This is a genomic window from Solirubrobacter soli DSM 22325 (assembly GCF_000423665.1).
GTDB lineage: Bacteria > Actinomycetota > Thermoleophilia > Solirubrobacterales > Solirubrobacteraceae > Solirubrobacter > Solirubrobacter soli.
Window position 1 is genome coordinate 19,544 of sequence record NZ_KE384072.1, and the last position, 15,860, is coordinate 35,403.

Consider the following 15,860-nt stretch of genomic DNA (forward strand, 5'->3'; position numbering starts at 1 on the left):
AACGCGACGGGCCGGCGATCCGTGAGCTACTTCGTGGCCTCGATCTGGTCGCGCAGCCAGGAGATCATCGCGGGGTCGACCCGGGCGGCGAGATCGAGCACCGGGCGGAAGCCGCCGGTCTTGCCCTCGGCGTCCAGCGCCGCGGCGAGGCGCTCCCGTTCAGCCGCCGCGGCCTCGACGAACGCGAGCTCCTTCTCGAGCACGACGCGGCGGTCCTCGGGGTCCAGCCGGAAGACCAGGAACCAGCGCAGCGCGGTCTCGTTGCGCTGGGCGCGGTTGGGCTCGGTCTCGAGCAGCCAGCGGCGCAGCTCGTCCTTGCCGGCGTCGGTCACGGCGTAGGTCTTCGAGCGCCTCGCGCCCTCCTGGACCACCTCCGCCAGGCCTTCGGTCTCGAGCTTGCCGAGCTCGGGATAGATCTGGCTGTGGCTGGCGTGCCACGCGTGCTGGAGCGAGCTGTCGAACCACTGCGTGAGCTCGTAGCCGGTGCACGAGGTGACGCTCAGCATCCCGAGGACGGCGTGGCGGAGGGACATACCTCGAAGTGTAATGACGAACTTGACATGTCGAATTCGACATGTACATTCCGACATATGACCGCTGATCTCTCCCCAACCCGTCGCCGCTGGCTGCTCGCCGCGGTCATGTCCGGCCTGCTCCTGGCGATGCTCGACCAGTCGATCGTCGGTACCGCGCTGCCGAAGATCGTCGAGACGCTCGGCGGGAACGACCTCTACGTGTGGGTCGCGACCGCCTACCTCGTGCCCGCCACGGTCATGCTCCCGATCTACGCGCGGCTCTCGGACCGCCACGGCCGCCGCAACCTGCTGCTCATCGGCATGGCGCTCTTCCTGCTCGGGTCCGGGCTCGCGGCGACCGCGCAGAACATGGAGCAGTTGATCGGCTACCGCGCGCTGCAGGGCTTCGGCGCGGGCGCGCTGGAGGGCCTGTCGTTCATCCTCGTCGCCGACCTGTACGCCGGCCGCCGCAACGCCGCGCTGCAGGGCGCGCTCGCCGGCTTGATGGGCATCGCCTTCATCGCCGGGCCGCTCGCGGGTGGCTTCCTCACCGACCACATCGGCTGGCGCTCGGTCTTCACCGTCAACCTCCCGATCGGCGCTGCGGCGCTCGCGGTGGTCGCGATCGTCCTCCCCGCCTCGGTCGGGCGCTCGGAGCGGCGCGGCACTCCGCTCGACCTGACGGGCATCGCGCTGCTGACCGCTGGTGTGGGCCTGCTGCTCGTCGGCCTCAACGAGCGTCATGTCTGGCTGATCGCGGGCGGTCTCGTGGTGATCTTCGGCTTCATCGCGGTCGAGCGTCGCGCGGTCGCGCCCGTGATCCCGCTGAAGCTGTTCGCGGACCGCAAGGTCGCCGCGATCATGATCGCCGGCGCGACCTCGACGTTCGGGCTGTACGCCGGCGCTCTGCTGCTGCCGCGCTACTTCCAGCAGGTGCGCGACGTCAGCGCCACCCACTCCGGCCTTCTGATCTACCCGTTGCTGATCGGCATCCTGATCTCGGTCAACGTCGCGGGCATGCTGATCTCCAAGCGGTTGGAGTTCCGCGGCACGGTGCTGGCGGGCGCGGGCCTGGCGGCGCTCGGCGCGCTCGGCTTCGCGACGTTCGACGCGAACACCCCCGACTGGCAGTCGCTGCTGTTCATGGCGCTGATGGGGCTCGGGATCGGGCCGGCGCTCTCGGGCCTGCAGATCGCGCTGACGCGCACGCTGCGGCCGCAGCAGATCGCCGGCGGCATGGGCGCGCTGCTGTTGCTGCGGCAGGTCGGCGGCGCGATCGCGCTGGCCGGAGCGGAGACGGTGTACCGCTCGAGCCTGCATTCGCACACGCCCGCGGTCTCGACCGGCACCGGCGTCCTGGCCATCGGCCTGGTCGGCTCGCTGATCGCCGCGCTGGCGCTCGCGTCGCTCCCGCGCGGCGCCGGCCGACTCCCCGCAATGGCCGTACCGGCGTGACTTCGCCGCGTCGCGCCATAGGATTGTCTGACAGGTGCAGACTGGACGTCCCAATGGCCGACGCGTGACGAGTGCGGATGTCGCCGCCGCCGCGGGTGTCTCTCGCGCGACGGTGAGCTACGTGCTCAACGGCGTCCACGGCCGGATCTCGGAGCAGACCCGCGCGCGGGTCTACGACGCCGCCGAGCGGCTCGGCTACGTGCCGAACGCGATGGCGAGCGCCCTGCGCGCGGGGCGCACAGAGATCGTCCTGCTCGCGCTGCCGTCGTGGCCGCTCGGCCCGGCGGTGGCGGAGTGGGTGACCGCCGGGGTGACCGAGTTCGAGCGGCTCGGCTACACGCCGCTCGTGCACTTCCAGCACATCGGGGACGTCGGGAGCTTCGCCCGGGCGTGCGACCGCGTGCGGCCGGTGGCGCTGATCGCGCCAGGCGCGGATCTCCCACCCGCGCGCGTGAGCACGCTGCGGGAGAACGGCACGCGGGCGGTGCTGGCGATCGCCGACCGCCCGCTCGAGCACGTGGCCACGTTGGTGGTGGACCAGACGCTCGTGGGTGAGGTCGCGGTCGGGTATCTGGCCGAGAAGGGACACACGGACGTGATCGCGCTGATGCCGACCGAGCCCGAGTTCACCGAGATCGGGGCCGAGCGGCTCGAGGGCGCGCGGCGGATCGAGGGTGTGACGATCCACCCGGTTCTCGCACCGTGCGACGCCGAGTCGATCGCCGCCAAGCTCCCGGACGGCCCGACCGCGCTGTACGCCTTCAACGACGAGTTCGCGCTCGCGGCGATCGAGGCGGGGTTCGACAAGGCGATCATCGGCACCGACGACAGCGCCGCCGCCCGCCGCACCAAGCTCACCACGGTCCGGCTCGGAGACCCGAGCCACTGGGGTCGGATCGTCGCCCGCCTGCACGCGACGATCGAGGGCGAGCCGGACGATCGCAGCGCGCTGTCAGAGCGCCCGCGGGTGGTCGAAGGCGCCACAACGATTTGAGCCGCCTCTGCTGGGCGGCTCACTTTCCGTATCGGCCGGTCCGCGCCCGAACTTGACCTTGCCGACCCCGACCACTCCGGATACGGTGCGTGTGTGAAGGAGCCGGAGTCACGATTCGGACCGGTCTCGGTCAGTGACATCGAGGAGGAGTCGAGCGACGGGCATCCGGAGTGGTGCTTCTCCGTTCGAGGTCTGGACGAGACGGTCCAGGCCGCCCGGTTCGCCACCCGGCGTGAGGCCGAAAAGGCCCACAGGCGCTTCCAGCGCGCGATCGAGCTCCTCTCGCGCAAGCCGGCGTCCTGACTCTTCGAGTCGGTTAAGGATCCAGGTCTAGCTTCGGCGGCATGCTCTCCGCAGGCCGCGTCGCGGCGCTCTCGATCCCCGCGCTGCTGGCGTTCCCCGCCGCCGCCAGCGCGGAGCCGTTCAAGGACAAGGTCATCACTGGGACGCTCGCGCACGCCTCGCAGATCCAGGGCACGACGCAGAACTACCCCACCGGCGACGGCGTAACGAACATCCCGGTCACCATCGCCTCGTCCTGGACGGGCGATCCGGCCGTCGCGCAGAACTACGCGACGTTCCTCGGCACGCTCCCCCATGGGTCAGAGCTCGCCGATCTGAAGGTGACGGTCCTGCCCTCGTCGGAGATCGCCAAGGCGTGTGGCGGGGACCCGAGCGAGGGCATCCTCGCCTGCTACGGCGCCGACGAGCAGCGCATGTACGTGCCGGGCGACCAGGCGGCCGACAGCGACGTGTCCGTCAATTACGTGATCGCCCACGAGTACGGGCACCACATCGCCGCGCACCGCTCCAACGCGCCGCTCGCCGCGCTCGACTTCGGGCCGAAGAAGTGGGCCTCCTACGAGCTCGTGTGCGCGAACACGCTCGACGGCAAGCTCGCCCCCGGCGACCAGGGCGTCAACTATCTGTCCAACCCGGGCGAGGCGTGGGCGGAGTCCTACGCGCGGCTGATCTACCCGACCGAGGCCTGGCGCTTCACGCCGATCCTCGCGCCGACCAAGGGCTCCGCGCTCGCCGCGATGGCCGACGTCACGGACCCGTGGACCAAGCGTGTGAGCCAGACCTTCACCGGCACGGGCACGAAGACCTTCAAGCTGCCGATCACGCTCGACGGCGCGTTCACGCTGTCCCTCGACGGCCCGGCGAAGGCCAACTACGACCTGATCGTCCGCTCGGGCGGCAAGGTCGTCGACCGCACCACCCGCAAGGACTCCAAGGACCGCATCAACTACCGGATCGCCTGCCGCGACAAGCGCACCGAGACGCTGCGGATCACGGTGATCAAGCGGTCAGGGCCGGGCGGGCCCTACACCCTGACCGCCAAGTACGCCGGCTGAGCTAGCTCCCCGCCGTCTGCGGCAGGATCGTGATGCTGCGGGCGGCGCCGCCCTGTTGCTGGCCGCCGAAGCCGCCGAGGACCATCACGCTGTCGCCCTTCTTGATGTCGGAGGCGCTGGCGCCGGAGGACTTGCTGACGGTGGTGCTCGAGTCGATCTTGACGGTGGTGGAGCCGTTCGGGCCCTGGACGGTGATCGAGTCGGGGCTGACGGCCGTCACCGTCTGACCGCCGAAGCCGCCGCGCCCGCCGAAACGTCCGGCCTGGCCTTGGCCGCCGCCGGCCTGGCCGGCCGCGCCCGGGTTGCAGATCGCGCGCAGGAAGAACGTGCCCCCGCCGCCCGCGGGCGGACCGCCGTTGGCATCGGGCGTACCGGCTGGGGTGGCAGCGGCGTTGCCGGTGTCCCCGCACGGGAGATCGCCCTTCTGGGCGGCCGTGACGGCGTCGGCGAGCGTGGCGGGACCGCTGTCGCCGGCCATCGCCTTGCCGGCGAAGAACGCGCCGGCGATCAGGGCGAGCGCGACGACGACGGCGATGACGATCCGCCCCGTCCAGCTCTCTTCGTAGGTCTCGAACTCCACCTCGTGGGTGTCTTCAGCCACTTCTGGTTCTCCTTGTCTATCCGCCGAAGCCGCCGAAGCCGCCCGCCGTGCTCGAGGTGGCGCGGATCGTGCTCGCCACGACCGTGCCGCTGTCCGCCGTCTCGCCTTGGACGATCACCGTGTCGCCGGGGTGGATCTCGCTCGCCTTGGCCGTCGCGGTGCGCGTGACCTTGCCGCCCTTGGCGAGCTTGACCTTGACCGTGGTGCCGCTCTGCTCGTCGACGTAGATCGTCGAGCCGTCGACGCTCGCGACCTGGCCGATCGTCGCGCCGGCGAAGGCACCGCCGGCCGCGCCGGGGGCCGCGCCCGCGCCGCCGGCCTGGCCGCCCGGAGCCGCGCCGGCGCCCGTCTGGCCGCCGCCCGCGGTCGCTCCCGCGCCGCCCGCGCCCGTCTGGCCGCCGCCGAACTGCCCGCGGCCCGCGCCGGCGCCTCCCGCGGCGCCCTGACGTGCGCCACCCGCGCCCGCGAACCCACCGGCGAAGGCGCCGGTGCCGCCACCTGAGTCGCCTCGCGACTTCTGCACCTGCACGCCGCCGAAGAACCCGGCCGCCGCGATCGCCACGCCCGCCGCGATCACCCCCGCGGGCGTGACGAGCCGACGCCGCTCGCGCCGCGGCAGCTCCTCCTCGAGATCGAGCATTTCAGTGGTCATCGTCATTCGAACCTCAGGGCGTCGATCGGGCGCATGCGCGCGGCGCGGCCCGCTGGATAGGTGCCGAAGAACAGGCCCGCGAGCACCGAGGCGCCGAAGGCGAGGAAGACGCTGTAGAGCGCGATCGCGGGCTGGACGCCGGCGATCTGGAACTGCGAGCCGACGATCCCGACGATCACGCCCGTCACCCCGCCGAGCGCGGAGACGAGCACCGCCTCGGTCAGGAACTGGGCGAGGATGTCCGCGCGCCGGGCGCCGATCGCCTTGCGGATGCCGATCTCGCGCGTGCGCTCCGTGACCGAGACCAGCATGATGTTCATCACCCCGATCCCGCCGACGAGCAGCGAGATCGCGGCGACCGCGCCGAGCAGCGTCGTGAAGACGTCGGTCGAGGCGTCCGAGGCTTCGCGCACCGCGCCCTGGTTGATCACCTGAAAGCCCGGGTTGGTCGGGTCGGAGACGTGCTTGCGCTGGGTCAGGATCGAGGTCACCTCGGCCTGCGCGGCGTCCAGCGCGTTCCCGTCGACGGCCTCGACGGTGATCGACGACAGCCCGCTGCCGTAGCCCGTGATCGCGTCCTGAACGGCGGTGAGCGGCGCGAGCGCGATGTCGTCCTGGTCCTGGACCCCGTTGGAGCCCTTGGACTTCGTCACCCCCACGACCTGGAACTGCGTGCCGTCGATGCGGACGCTCGAGCCGACGGGGTCGGCGCCGCTGAACAGGTTCTGCACGACCGTCGGGCCGAGCACCACGACCCGGTTGTGGCGCTTGACGTCGTCGGCGGTGAACATCGCGCCGGTCGCGATCTCGAAGTCGCGCGTGGTCGCGTACGCGGGGACGGTCCCGGTCACGCTCGACGGCTGGTAGGAGGTCGAGCCGTACGTGAACGTCGTGCCGGTCGCGTTGACCACGGGCGAGACCCGCTTGACGTCGGGGGCGTTGAACGTGTCGGCGAGGGCGTCCGCGTCCTTCTCGGTGAACGACACGCCTCCCGCGGCCCCACCCGGCCCGAACCGCCCGCCTTGCGGCTGCACGAGCAGCACGTTGGAGCCGAGCGCGTTGATCCGCTCCTGCACCGCCTGCTTGGAGCCGTTGCCGACGGCGACGAGGATGATCACGGCGGCGACGCCGATCGTCATGCCGAGGATCGTCAGCCCCGAGCGCAGCTTGTTCGCGCCCACGCCCGCGAGCGCGATGCGGAGGATCTCAGGTCCGGACATCGCTCAGGATCTCGCCGTCCCCGAGGCGGATGACGCGCCGCGCGCGCGCCGCGACGTCCTCCTCGTGGGTGATCATCACGACGGTGCGGCCCGCGTCGTTGAGCCGCGCGAAGACGTCGAGGACCTCGTGCGTCGAGTGCGAGTCGAGGTTGCCGGTCGGCTCGTCGGCGAGCACGATCGCGGGGTTGGTGACGATCGCCCGCGCGACCGCGACGCGCTGCTGCTGGCCGCCCGAGAGCTTGGACGGCTGGTGGTTGACGCGATCGCCCATCCCGACGGCCTCGAGCGCCGCCAGCGCGCGGCGCCTCCGATCCGCCCGCGCCAGCCCCGCGTAGGTCAGCGGCAGCTCGACGTTCGCCAGCGCGCTCGTGCGCGGAACGAGATTGAAGGCCTGGAAGACGAACCCGATCTTGCGGTTGCGCAGGTCGGCGAGCTCGTCCTCCGGGATGTCGTGGACGTCGGCGCCGTCGAGCAGGTAGCGACCCGACGTGGGCGCGTCGAGGCAGCCGACGATGTGCATCAGCGTGCTCTTGCCGCTGCCCGAGGAGCCCATGATCGCGACGTACTCGCCGCGATCGATCCGCAGTGAGACAGCGCGCAGCGCGCGCACGACGATGTCCTCCCCCACGCGGTACTCGCGCGAGATGGCGCGCAGCTCGATGACCGCCGTGCCGACCGCGACCGGCGCGTCGAGCGTGCTCACCCGCCGGGCCCTCCCGGAGGAACGGCGAACCCGCCGCCGCCACCGCCGGCGCGGAACCCGCCGCCGCCGAAGCCGCCGCCCCCGAAGCCGCCCGCACCACCCAAGCGGCCGGTCTGCTGCGTGTTCTGACCGGACGCGGTGCGCCCGGAGAGCGCGCTGGTCGAGGTGACGATCACCTCGTCCCCCGCCTCGAGGCCGGACAGGATCTGCGTCGAGCTGTCGCCGACGACGCCCGTCTGGACGCGCACCGTCGAGCGCTTGCCGTCGCGCTCGACCGTGACCGTCGAGCCGCGCAGCGCCTGGCTGGGCACCGAGATGCCACTCGCGCGGGCGACGACGATGTCGGCGGTCGCGCTCATCCCGGCCTTGATGCCGTCGGTCGACTGGTCGAGCGTGATCGTGACCGGGTAGCTGACCGCGCTGCTGGAGCCGCTGGAGCTGTCGTTCGCCAGCACGCCCACGTCGGTCACGTGGCCGGAGACGTCCTCGCCCGACGCGGCGTTGATCGTGATCGTCGCGCTCTGGCCGACCTCGACCTTGCCGATGTCGGACTCCGAGAGCGCGACCTCGAGCTTGAGCTTCGAGAGCGCCGCCAGGACGATGAACCCGCTGGACGAGCTCGAGCTCGAGTCCGAGGCGTTGCCGCCGCCACCGCCGCCCGTGGAGCCGGTGCCGACGGTGTCGCCGACCTCCCCGGAGATCGACGCCACCGTGCCGGCCATCGGGGCGCGCAGGACGGTGTCGTCGAGCGCGTTCTTCGCGTCCTCGAGCGCGAGCTCCGCGCTGTCGACGGCGGCCTGAGCGGATTCGACGGACTGCGTCGAGCCGCCGCCGGACGAGGAAGAGCCGGAGCCGCCGCTGGACGACGCGCCGCCGCCGCCCGACGGGGCGCCGCTGCGTGAGCCGCCCCCGCCGCCCGACGGCGCCGTCGCGGTCGGCGAGGGGGTCGCGGACGCGCGCGGGGTGGGCGTGCCGCGCGGCGTGGCGGTCGCGGTCGGCGTGGGTGAGGCGTCCGCGCCGGGCGTGCCGGTCGGCGTGGGCGTGGGGGTCGGCGTGGGCGTCTCCTGCGCGCGGTACGCCACCGCGATCGCGCGGGCCGGGCGACCCGCGGCGCTCGCCGCGCGCGCGATCGCCACGCCGGCGCTCGCCGTGGCGGCGCCGGTCGCACTCGCCCGCGCGGCGGTTGCCGTGGCGGCGCCGGTGACACTCGCCGTTGCGGCGCTCGCCGTGGCGGCGCCGGTGGCACTCGCCGTCGCGGCGGTCGCCGTGGTCGTGTCGGCGACCGTCGACGACGTCCCGCTCGCCTCGGCGTCCTGCGCCTTGGTCAGCGCGTCCTGGGCGTCGACGAGGTCGGCCTCGGCCTTCGCGACGTCGACCTTCTGCGAGCGGTTGTCGACCCGGGCGAGCAGTTCGCCCTCGCTCACGTGCGCGCCCGTCTTCGTGTAGATCTTGGTGACCGTCCCGGAGGTGGCGAAGTCGACGTTGGTCTGCTTGGCGGGCGCGAGGTTGCCCGAACCGGAGACCACGGTCTGGATGACGCCCTTGCTGACCGTCACCGTGCGCTCGGAGACGGTCGCCGCCGGGGCGCTCTTCAGGGACAGCACCGCCGCGACCACGGCGCCCGCCGCGACCACGACGAGGAGTGCGGTGAGCGCGCCTGGGCGGCGGCGTGGCGTGCGCACCTGGCGCTCAGGGCGCGGGCGCGGCTTGGAGGCAGGTTTGACCGGTCTGCGGCGAGTACGTGTCGGCATCGGCAGCGCGTGAAAGGTGGCGCTCGCGCCGAAGAAGCAGCGAAGAACTACAGCGCGGTCCATAGCCGCCGATCACCCGGGCCGATGTCCAGCCTGCGCCTCACCTCCGTCAAGCAGCGGATGCTCGTGTTCCTGCTGCCGCTCACCGCCGTCGCGGTCCTCGTCGTCACGGTGCTCGCCCTCAACCGCGCGGGGAGCGCCGAGAAGACATCGCGCTTCGCCGAGATGACGAGCCAGGCGCAGGCCGGGGCGAACGAGTTCACCGCCGACGTCGAGAAGCACCAGGGCATCGGGCGCACGCTGGCCGGCGTGGCCGAGGGGCTCGACGGCAAGGCCGACCGGGCCACGGTCAACGCGCTGGTCCGTCGCGTGATGGATCGCAACCCGGACGTGGTCGGCGCGTACGTCGGGTACGACCGGAACGCCTTCGACGGCGCCGACGCCGCCCACAAGGGCGAGCCGGGCTCCGACGACAAGGGCCGTTACGGGCCGTACTGGAACAAGATCTCGGGCAAGGTCACCCTCGACCCGCTGGTCGACCAGGAGATCAGCGACTATTGGAACCAGCCGAAGAAGACCCTCGCGGACTCGGTCATCGAGCCGTACCTGTACGACGGCCTGCTGATGACGAGCTACACGTCGCCGATCGAGCGCGACGGCAAGTTCGTCGGGATCGGCGGCGTCGACGTGGCGCTCGGCTCGATCAACGAGGCGATCGCCAAGCAGAAGGTCCTCGACACGGGCTACGCCATGCTCGTCTCCAAGACCGGCATCTTCGTCTCCGCCCGCGACAAGGCGCTGATCGGCAAGAAGAAGCTCGGCGACCTCGCCAAGAGCAAGAACAACCCGGTGCTCGCCCGCGCCGCGAAGGACATCGCGGCCGGTCGTGGCGGCCAGGCCGAGACGACCGACCCGTTCACGGGCAAGGACGTCGTCCTCACGTGGGCGCCGGTCCGTGCGGGCAGCTGGGGCTACGTCACGAGCGCGCCGATCTCCGAGGTCATGGCGCCGGTCGCCAAGCTGCGCACCGCGACGATCTGGACCAGCCTCGTGCTGATGCTCCTCGTCGGCGCCGCGATCTGGTGGTTCGCCAAGCGCCTCAGCCGCCCGATCGTCGAGGTCACCGAGGCCGCCGAACGCGTCTCCCGCGGCGACGTCGACATCGCGCTCGAGGTCAAGGGCCACGACGAGGTCGCCCGCCTCGGCACCGCCTTCCAGCACACCGTCGGCTACCTCCACGAGATGGCCGGCCACGCCGACCGCATCGCCCAGGGCGACCTGACGCACGAGGTCCAGCCGCGCTCGGCCGAGGACCGTCTCGGCGTCGCGGTGCGGGACATGCGCGTCAAGCTCGCCGATCTCGTCAGCGCCGTCTCGGACTCCTCGAAGCTGCTCTCGAGCGCCTCGCAGGAGATGGCCTCGACCTCCGAGGAGGCCGGCCGCGCCGTCGGTGAGATCGCTTCCGCGGTGTCCGACGTCGCCCAGGGCGCCGAGCGCCAGGTCCGCGCGATCGAGGCCGCCCGCAGCGCCACCGCCGAGGTCGGCGCCGCCACGACCTCCAGCGCCGAGTCCGCGCAGGAGACCGCCGCCGCGGCCGCCGAGGCACGCCAGATCGCCGCCGAGGGCCAGCAGGCCGTCGCCGAAGCCACCGAGACGATGCGCCTGGTCCGCGAGAACTCCGGCGAGGTCACCCAGGTCATGCAGCAGCTCGCCGTCAAGAGCGAGCAGATCGGCGGCATCATCGAGACGATCACCGGTATCGCCGGCCAGACCAACCTGCTGGCGCTCAACGCCGCGATCGAGGCCGCCCGCGCCGGCGAGCAGGGCAAGGGCTTCGCCGTCGTCGCCGAAGAAGTCCGCAAGCTCGCCGAGGACTCCCAGCGCGCCGCCGCGACCATCGCCGACCTCGTCCAGGAGATCCAGGCCGAGACCAACCACGCCGTCTTCGTCGTCGAGGCGGGCGCCGAGCGCTCCGAGCAGGGCGCCGCGACCGTCGAGCAGGCCCGCGACGCCTTCGAGCGCATCGGCGCCTCGGTCGACGGCATGAGCACCCGCGTGGACGCGATCGCCGCCGCCGTCCACCAGATCGCCGCGAGCGCCGACCGCGTCCAGGAGGACATGACCGAGGTCGCGGCCGTCGCCGAGCAGTCCAGCGCCTCCTCCGAGCAGGTCTCGGCCTCCACGCAGCAGACGAGCGCGTCCGCCCAGGAGATCGCCGCCTCCGCCCAGCAGCTCGCGGGCACGGCGAATGAGTTGGAGAGGCTGGTCGCGCAGTTCCAGGTCTAGTGCCCTGAGTCGGACGCTCGCGCGCTCATAGCGGCTCGCATCGTCGTGGCTGGGGGTCGCCGGTGATCCGGTGCATACTGGTGGTACGTGCGGGATCGCCGGCGGCCGCCAGGCGCGGCGAGGCGCCCGGTAGGGGCCCGCGAGCGTTTGACGCAGGGCACTAACGTGGACCGGATGGGTCTGCGTTTCGGAATCCACTCAGGGCCACAGAACGCCTCCGGCTTCGACGAGTACCTGGGCATCTGGCGGTACGCCGAGGAGGTCGGGCTCGACTGGGCCTCGGTCTTCGACCACTTCCAGCCCATCCAGTCCGACCCCGACGGGCCGTGCTACGAGGGCTTCACGCTGCTGGCGGCGATGGCCGCGCACACCACCAGGTTGGCGTGCGGGATCATCGTCTCCGGCGTCACCTACCGCCATCCGGCCGTCGTGGCCAAGATGGCGGCGACGATCGACCATGTCTCCGGCGGGCGGATGGAGTTCGGGGTCGGTGCCGCGTGGAACGAGGACGAGCACGGCGAGTACGGCATCCCGTTCCCGCGGATCGGCGTGCGGATGGACATGCTCGACGAGGCGTGTCACGTGATGCGCAAGCTGTGGACCGAGCCGCGCGCCAACTTCGCCGGCGAGCACTTCACGCTCACCGACGCCCGCGCCGAGCCGAAGCCGCTGCAATCCCCGATGCCGTTGTGGATCGGCGGGTCGGGCGAGCGGCGGACGCTGCGGATCGTCGCCGAGCACGCGACCGGCTGGAACACGTTCCACGGTGATCCGGCGGAGTATCGGCACAAACTGGACGTGCTCGAGCGCCACTGCGAGGCCGTCGGGCGCGACCCGGCGACGATCCGCAAGCAGATCGTCGCCCGCGGGCCGCTCACGACCGAAGACGAAGCGCGGCGGCTCGCCGAGGCGATGCTGCCGCACAAGGCGATGGGCGTCGAGGACTTCCTGATCTCGGCCCGCCCACCGGCCGACCGGCGCACGATCGAGCTGTTCGCGCGCGTGGTCGGCCCGGCGGTGAGAGCCGGTTAGGGCTGCGTCGTCGAGAGCGTGAAGGTCAGCGTCTTCGAGTAGGTCCCGGTGCGCAGGGCGTCGGTGGCGCCGATGTGCTGCTTGAAGTCGATCGTGACCGCCTCGTTGGCCGTCGGGGCGGTCCACGCCGACTTGGAGAACGTCACCTCGAGCGGTGACGGCAGCGCGTACGTGCCGTTCATCAGGCGGCCCGGGTCGGACACCGTCAAAGCCGCGTTCTCGGCGGACGAGATCACGTTCGCGGTGGTCGAGGTCGTGTAGTCCTTGGCCACGCCCGGCACGAACGGCGCGAACGGCGGCGGCGTGCCGATCGTCAGCGCGAGCGTCGCGCCCACACTGCCGCCGACGGTCGAGGTGTTGGTGGCCGGGGCGACGCAGTAGCAGTAGGTCTCGTTCGGCTTGCCGGGCGTGTAGAGCCACTGCTTGAAGAAGTCGCGCAGGTCCTGGCCGGAGTCGCGCTGCGCGATCGCCATGAAGTCGTCGGTCGACGCGGTGCCGCCGCCGAACGTGGCCACGTAGTCCTTCAGCGTCTGGAAGAACTTCTCGTCGCCGATCTTGGACCGCAGGGCCTGCAGCGTCATCCCGCCGCGCGTGTAGACGGTGGCGTTCTGGTACTGGTTCTGAACGCCCGGGTCGAACACGGTGTTGTTCCAGAACGTCGTGTTCGCGGCGCGGGCGTACTGGGTGTTGAACGCCGCCTGGGCCGTGGTGCCGCCGGTGTTCTCGACCCACAGCCAGTTGGCGAACGTGGCGAAGCCCTCGCTCAGCCACACGTCGCGCATCCTGCGCACGGCGACGTGATCGCCGAACCACTGGTGGGCGAGCTCATGGGCGAGCGCGCTGAGCCCGTTGGCGGACGTGAACTCCGGCCGCGTCTGGGTCTCCATCTGGTAGCCGGCGTTGGTCACGTCGACGATCGCGCCGACGCTCGAGAACGGGTACTTGCCGAACCGCGTGCCGAAGAAGTCGATGATCGGCCCGATGTTGTTCAGCCGCGTCCGCGCGGTGTCGGTGAGCTGGTCCGGGCGGATGCCGTTGATGACCGGCACGCCGGACGCGGTGGTGTCGCGCAGGATCGTGAACTTGCCGATGTTGACCGTCGCGAGGTAGGTCGCCATCGGCTCGGTCTCCTCCCAGATCCAGGTCGAGGTGCCCGCCGCCTCGTCGACCGTGTTGGAGATCAACTGGCCGTTGGACATGACCTGCCGATCCGCTGGGACCGTCACATTGAACGTAAAGGTCGCTTTGTCGTTGGTGTTGTTGTTGCAGGGGTACCAGGTGTCGGCGCCCTGCGGCGGGGTCGACGTGTAGGACCCGTTCTCGGTGTAGTTCCAGCCGTCGATGAAGCCGTCCGGGTCGACCGGGGCCGGGCCCGGCTCGCCGTGGTAGACGACCTCGACGGTGAAGCCGTGGGAGGCGACGAGCGGCGTCGCGGGCGTGATGATCAGCTCGCGGCCGTCGCGGGTGTAGGCGGCGGCCGCGCCGTCGACCTTGACGCTGTCGACGTCGAGCTTGCGCAGGTCGAGGTTGAAGCGGCAGAGGTTCTGCGTCGCGGCCGCGGTGATCGTGGCGACGCCGTTCAAGACGTGCGTCGTCGGGTTGTAGCCCAGCTTGAGGTCGTAGTGGGTGACGTCATAGCCACCGTTGCCGATGCCCGGGTAGTACGTGTCCCCCAGGTCGGCCGACCCGTTCATGCAGGCCGTGGGCGGCGCGGCGGCCGCACTTCGGGCGGGCAGCACATCGTCCGGTTTTCCGGTGCCTCCGGCGCCGGCGGCGAACGCGGCCACCGCCGCGACGACGACCAACAACAGACCCCTACGCATCCCGTCCCCCTCAGTCGAGACTTGCCAGGGACGGTAGGTTGCCGGACTCGTGCTGTTCCCGACAGTCCAATTCGCGATCTTCTTCCCGATCGTGCTGGCCATCTCCTGGGCGCTCATGGCGCACCAGAAGCTCTGGAAGCCGTTCATCGTCTTCGCCAGCTACTTCTTCTACGCCTGCGCGAACCCGAAGTTCTGCCTGCTGCTGGGCGGGATCACGCTCGGCAACCAGGCCGCGGCGAAGCTGCTGCACCGCACCGATGACGAGCAGCGCCGCAAGTGGATCGTCGGCGGCGCGGTCACGCTCGACCTGCTCGTCCTGGCCATCTTCAAGTACTACGGGTTCTTCACCCAGAGCATCGCCGACACGCTGAACGGCGTCGGGCTCGGGATGCCGCTGCCGCTACTGACGATCGCGCTGCCCGTCGGGGTCAGCTTCTTCACGTTCCAGGCGATCTCGTACGTGGTCGACGTCAAGCGCCGCCTCGTCGAGCCCGCCAGCACGATCGACGTCGCGCTGTACCTGAGCTTCTTCCCCCACCTCGTGGCCGGCCCGATCGTCCGCGCCCGCGAGTTCCTCCCGCAGCTGGAGTCGCCGCGCGACCCGAACAAGGTCGCGGTCGGCTCCGGCCTGGCGCTGATCGGGCTGGGCCTGATCAAGAAGGTCGTGATCGCCGACTACCTCGCGCGGACGATCGTCGACCCGGTCTTCGCGGTGCCCGAGTCCTACCACGCGCCCGACGTGTGGATGGCCGCCTACGCCTACACCGCGCAGATCTACTGCGACTTCTCCGGCTACACGGACATCGCGATCGGCCTCGCGCTGCTGATGGGCTACGTCTTCCCGCAGAACTTCCTGTCGCCCTACCGGTCGCTCGGGTTCCGCGACTTCTGGCGCCGCTGGCACATGACGCTGTCGAGGTTCCTGCGCGACTTCCTCTACATCCCGCTCGGCGGCAACCGCAAGGGCAAGTGGAAGACCTACCGGAACCTGTTCCTGACGATGCTGCTCGGCGGCCTCTGGCACGGCGCGGCGTGGACGTTCGTGCTCTGGGGCGCGTTCCACGGTGCCGGCCTCACGCTCGAGCACGCGTTCGCCGATCGCTGGGAGAAGGTCTGGAAGTGGCTGCGCTGGTTCATCACGTTCCACCTGGTCGTGTTCGGGTGGATCCTCTTCCGCGCCCAGAGCCTCGACCAGGCGGGGAGCTTCATCAGGCAGCTCTTCTCCCCCGGCCCGGCGACGCTATGGTCCGGCGCGGTCATCGCCGCGGTCGTGATCGTGATCGGGCTCCAGCTGCTGCCGGGCCGGAGCGTCGAGGAGTTCCAGTTCCGGCTCGAACGCCTCAAGCCGGTCGTGATCGCCGTCGGACTCGCCATCCTGATCCTGTTCGTCGGCGCGACCGTGCCCAGCCAGGGCGTCGCCCCGTTCATCTACTTCCGCTTCTAGATGTCCAAACCCCGCCAAGACGACAG

14 protein-coding genes are annotated in these 15,860 nt (G+C 71.1%); 7 read left to right on the forward strand and 7 right to left on the reverse strand.

Annotated elements, in window-relative coordinates; all coding sequences use genetic code 11:
- Window positions 1–26: 26 nt before the first annotated feature.
- Complete coding sequence (locus G569_RS63395; protein ID WP_053227667.1) at window positions 27–533, reverse strand: PadR family transcriptional regulator; 507 nt, start codon at window positions 531–533, stop codon at window positions 27–29.
- 57 nt (window positions 534–590) lie between these two features.
- Here G569_RS63395 and G569_RS55335 point away from each other — a divergent pair, with 57 nt between their 5' ends.
- From G569_RS55335 to G569_RS0138915, 4 genes are all read left to right on the forward strand, one after another.
- The gene (locus G569_RS55335) at window positions 591–1,970 is read left to right on the forward strand and encodes an MFS transporter (RefSeq protein WP_037502437.1); all 1,380 of its coding nucleotides are present in this window, start codon (window positions 591–593) and stop codon (window positions 1,968–1,970) included.
- Between the two features lie 64 nt (window positions 1,971–2,034).
- Complete coding sequence (locus G569_RS55340; protein ID WP_053227668.1) at window positions 2,035–2,964, forward strand: LacI family DNA-binding transcriptional regulator; 930 nt, start codon at window positions 2,035–2,037, stop codon at window positions 2,962–2,964.
- A gap of 93 nt (window positions 2,965–3,057) precedes the next feature.
- Window positions 3,058–3,267 carry a hypothetical protein gene (locus G569_RS0138910; protein ID WP_028067406.1) on the forward strand — a complete coding sequence of 70 codons (210 nt, stop codon included), beginning with the start codon at window positions 3,058–3,060 and terminating at the stop codon, window positions 3,265–3,267.
- A gap of 41 nt (window positions 3,268–3,308) precedes the next feature.
- The gene (locus G569_RS0138915; protein ID WP_028067407.1) at window positions 3,309–4,322 is read left to right on the forward strand and encodes a hypothetical protein; all 1,014 of its coding nucleotides are present in this window, start codon (window positions 3,309–3,311) and stop codon (window positions 4,320–4,322) included.
- A gap of 1 nt (window position 4,323) precedes the next feature.
- Here the strand turns inward: G569_RS0138915 and G569_RS0138920 are convergent, their stop codons facing one another.
- Genes G569_RS0138920 through G569_RS66200 form a run of 5 tightly spaced genes read right to left on the reverse strand, consistent with a single transcriptional unit; the run spans window position 4,324 to window position 9,180 of the window.
- On the reverse strand, window positions 4,324–4,923 hold the full coding sequence (locus G569_RS0138920; RefSeq protein WP_028067408.1) for a DUF5666 domain-containing protein: 600 nt from the start codon (window positions 4,921–4,923) through the stop codon (window positions 4,324–4,326).
- A 16-nt stretch (window positions 4,924–4,939) separates the two neighbouring features.
- On the reverse strand, window positions 4,940–5,575 hold the full coding sequence (locus tag G569_RS59985) for a hypothetical protein (protein ID WP_157592615.1): 636 nt from the start codon (window positions 5,573–5,575) through the stop codon (window positions 4,940–4,942).
- Between the two features lie 2 nt (window positions 5,576–5,577).
- Window positions 5,578–6,795 (reverse strand): ABC transporter permease, encoded by a 1,218-nt coding sequence (locus G569_RS0138930; protein ID WP_028067409.1) that lies wholly within the window; start codon window positions 6,793–6,795, stop codon window positions 5,578–5,580.
- On the reverse strand, window positions 6,782–7,456 hold the full coding sequence (locus G569_RS0138935) for an ABC transporter ATP-binding protein (RefSeq protein ID WP_028067410.1): 675 nt from the start codon (window positions 7,454–7,456) through the stop codon (window positions 6,782–6,784). The genes G569_RS0138930 and G569_RS0138935 overlap by 14 nt, the downstream gene beginning before the upstream one ends.
- A gap of 38 nt (window positions 7,457–7,494) precedes the next feature.
- Window positions 7,495–9,180: an efflux RND transporter periplasmic adaptor subunit gene (locus G569_RS66200; protein WP_169542348.1), complete on the reverse strand. Its 1,686-nt coding sequence runs from the start codon at window positions 9,178–9,180 to the stop codon at window positions 7,495–7,497.
- Between the two features lie 153 nt (window positions 9,181–9,333).
- Here G569_RS66200 and G569_RS0138945 point away from each other — a divergent pair, with 153 nt between their 5' ends.
- Together G569_RS0138945 and G569_RS0138950 are read left to right on the forward strand one after the other, a co-directional pair.
- Window positions 9,334–11,535 (forward strand): methyl-accepting chemotaxis protein, encoded by a 2,202-nt coding sequence (locus G569_RS0138945; RefSeq protein WP_028067411.1) that lies wholly within the window; start codon window positions 9,334–9,336, stop codon window positions 11,533–11,535.
- 174 nt (window positions 11,536–11,709) lie between these two features.
- Complete coding sequence (locus G569_RS0138950) at window positions 11,710–12,567, forward strand: TIGR03560 family F420-dependent LLM class oxidoreductase (protein WP_053227672.1); 858 nt, start codon at window positions 11,710–11,712, stop codon at window positions 12,565–12,567.
- Here G569_RS0138950 and G569_RS55355 read toward each other — a convergent pair.
- A complete protein-coding gene (locus tag G569_RS55355) occupies window positions 12,564–14,390 on the reverse strand; it encodes a M1 family metallopeptidase (RefSeq protein ID WP_169542349.1) in 1,827 nt (608 codons plus the stop codon). The genes G569_RS0138950 and G569_RS55355 overlap by 4 nt on opposite strands.
- A gap of 49 nt (window positions 14,391–14,439) precedes the next feature.
- Here G569_RS55355 and G569_RS0138960 point away from each other — a divergent pair, with 49 nt between their 5' ends.
- A complete protein-coding gene (locus G569_RS0138960) occupies window positions 14,440–15,834 on the forward strand; it encodes an MBOAT family O-acyltransferase (RefSeq protein WP_028067413.1) in 1,395 nt (464 codons plus the stop codon).
- Window positions 15,835–15,860 lie beyond the last annotated feature (26 nt).

What these genes read in the sequence shown, in the direction of transcription:
- G569_RS63395 (WP_053227667.1), bottom strand. Translation starts at nt 533, where the DNA reads ATGTCCCTCCGCCACGCCGTCCTCGGGATGCTGAGCGTCACCTCGTGC.
- G569_RS55335 (WP_037502437.1), top strand. Translation starts at nt 591, where the DNA reads ATGACCGCTGATCTCTCCCCAACCCGTCGCCGCTGGCTGCTCGCCGCG.
- G569_RS0138915 (WP_028067407.1), top strand. Translation starts at nt 3,309, where the DNA reads ATGCTCTCCGCAGGCCGCGTCGCGGCGCTCTCGATCCCCGCGCTGCTG.
- G569_RS59985 (WP_157592615.1), bottom strand. Translation starts at nt 5,575, where the DNA reads ATGACCACTGAAATGCTCGATCTCGAGGAGGAGCTGCCGCGGCGCGAG.
- G569_RS0138930 (WP_028067409.1), bottom strand. Translation starts at nt 6,795, where the DNA reads ATGTCCGGACCTGAGATCCTCCGCATCGCGCTCGCGGGCGTGGGCGCG.
- G569_RS0138945 (WP_028067411.1), top strand. Translation starts at nt 9,334, where the DNA reads ATGTCCAGCCTGCGCCTCACCTCCGTCAAGCAGCGGATGCTCGTGTTC.
- G569_RS0138950 (WP_053227672.1), top strand. Translation starts at nt 11,710, where the DNA reads ATGGGTCTGCGTTTCGGAATCCACTCAGGGCCACAGAACGCCTCCGGC.
- G569_RS55355 (WP_169542349.1), bottom strand. Translation starts at nt 14,390, where the DNA reads ATGCGTAGGGGTCTGTTGTTGGTCGTCGTCGCGGCGGTGGCCGCGTTC.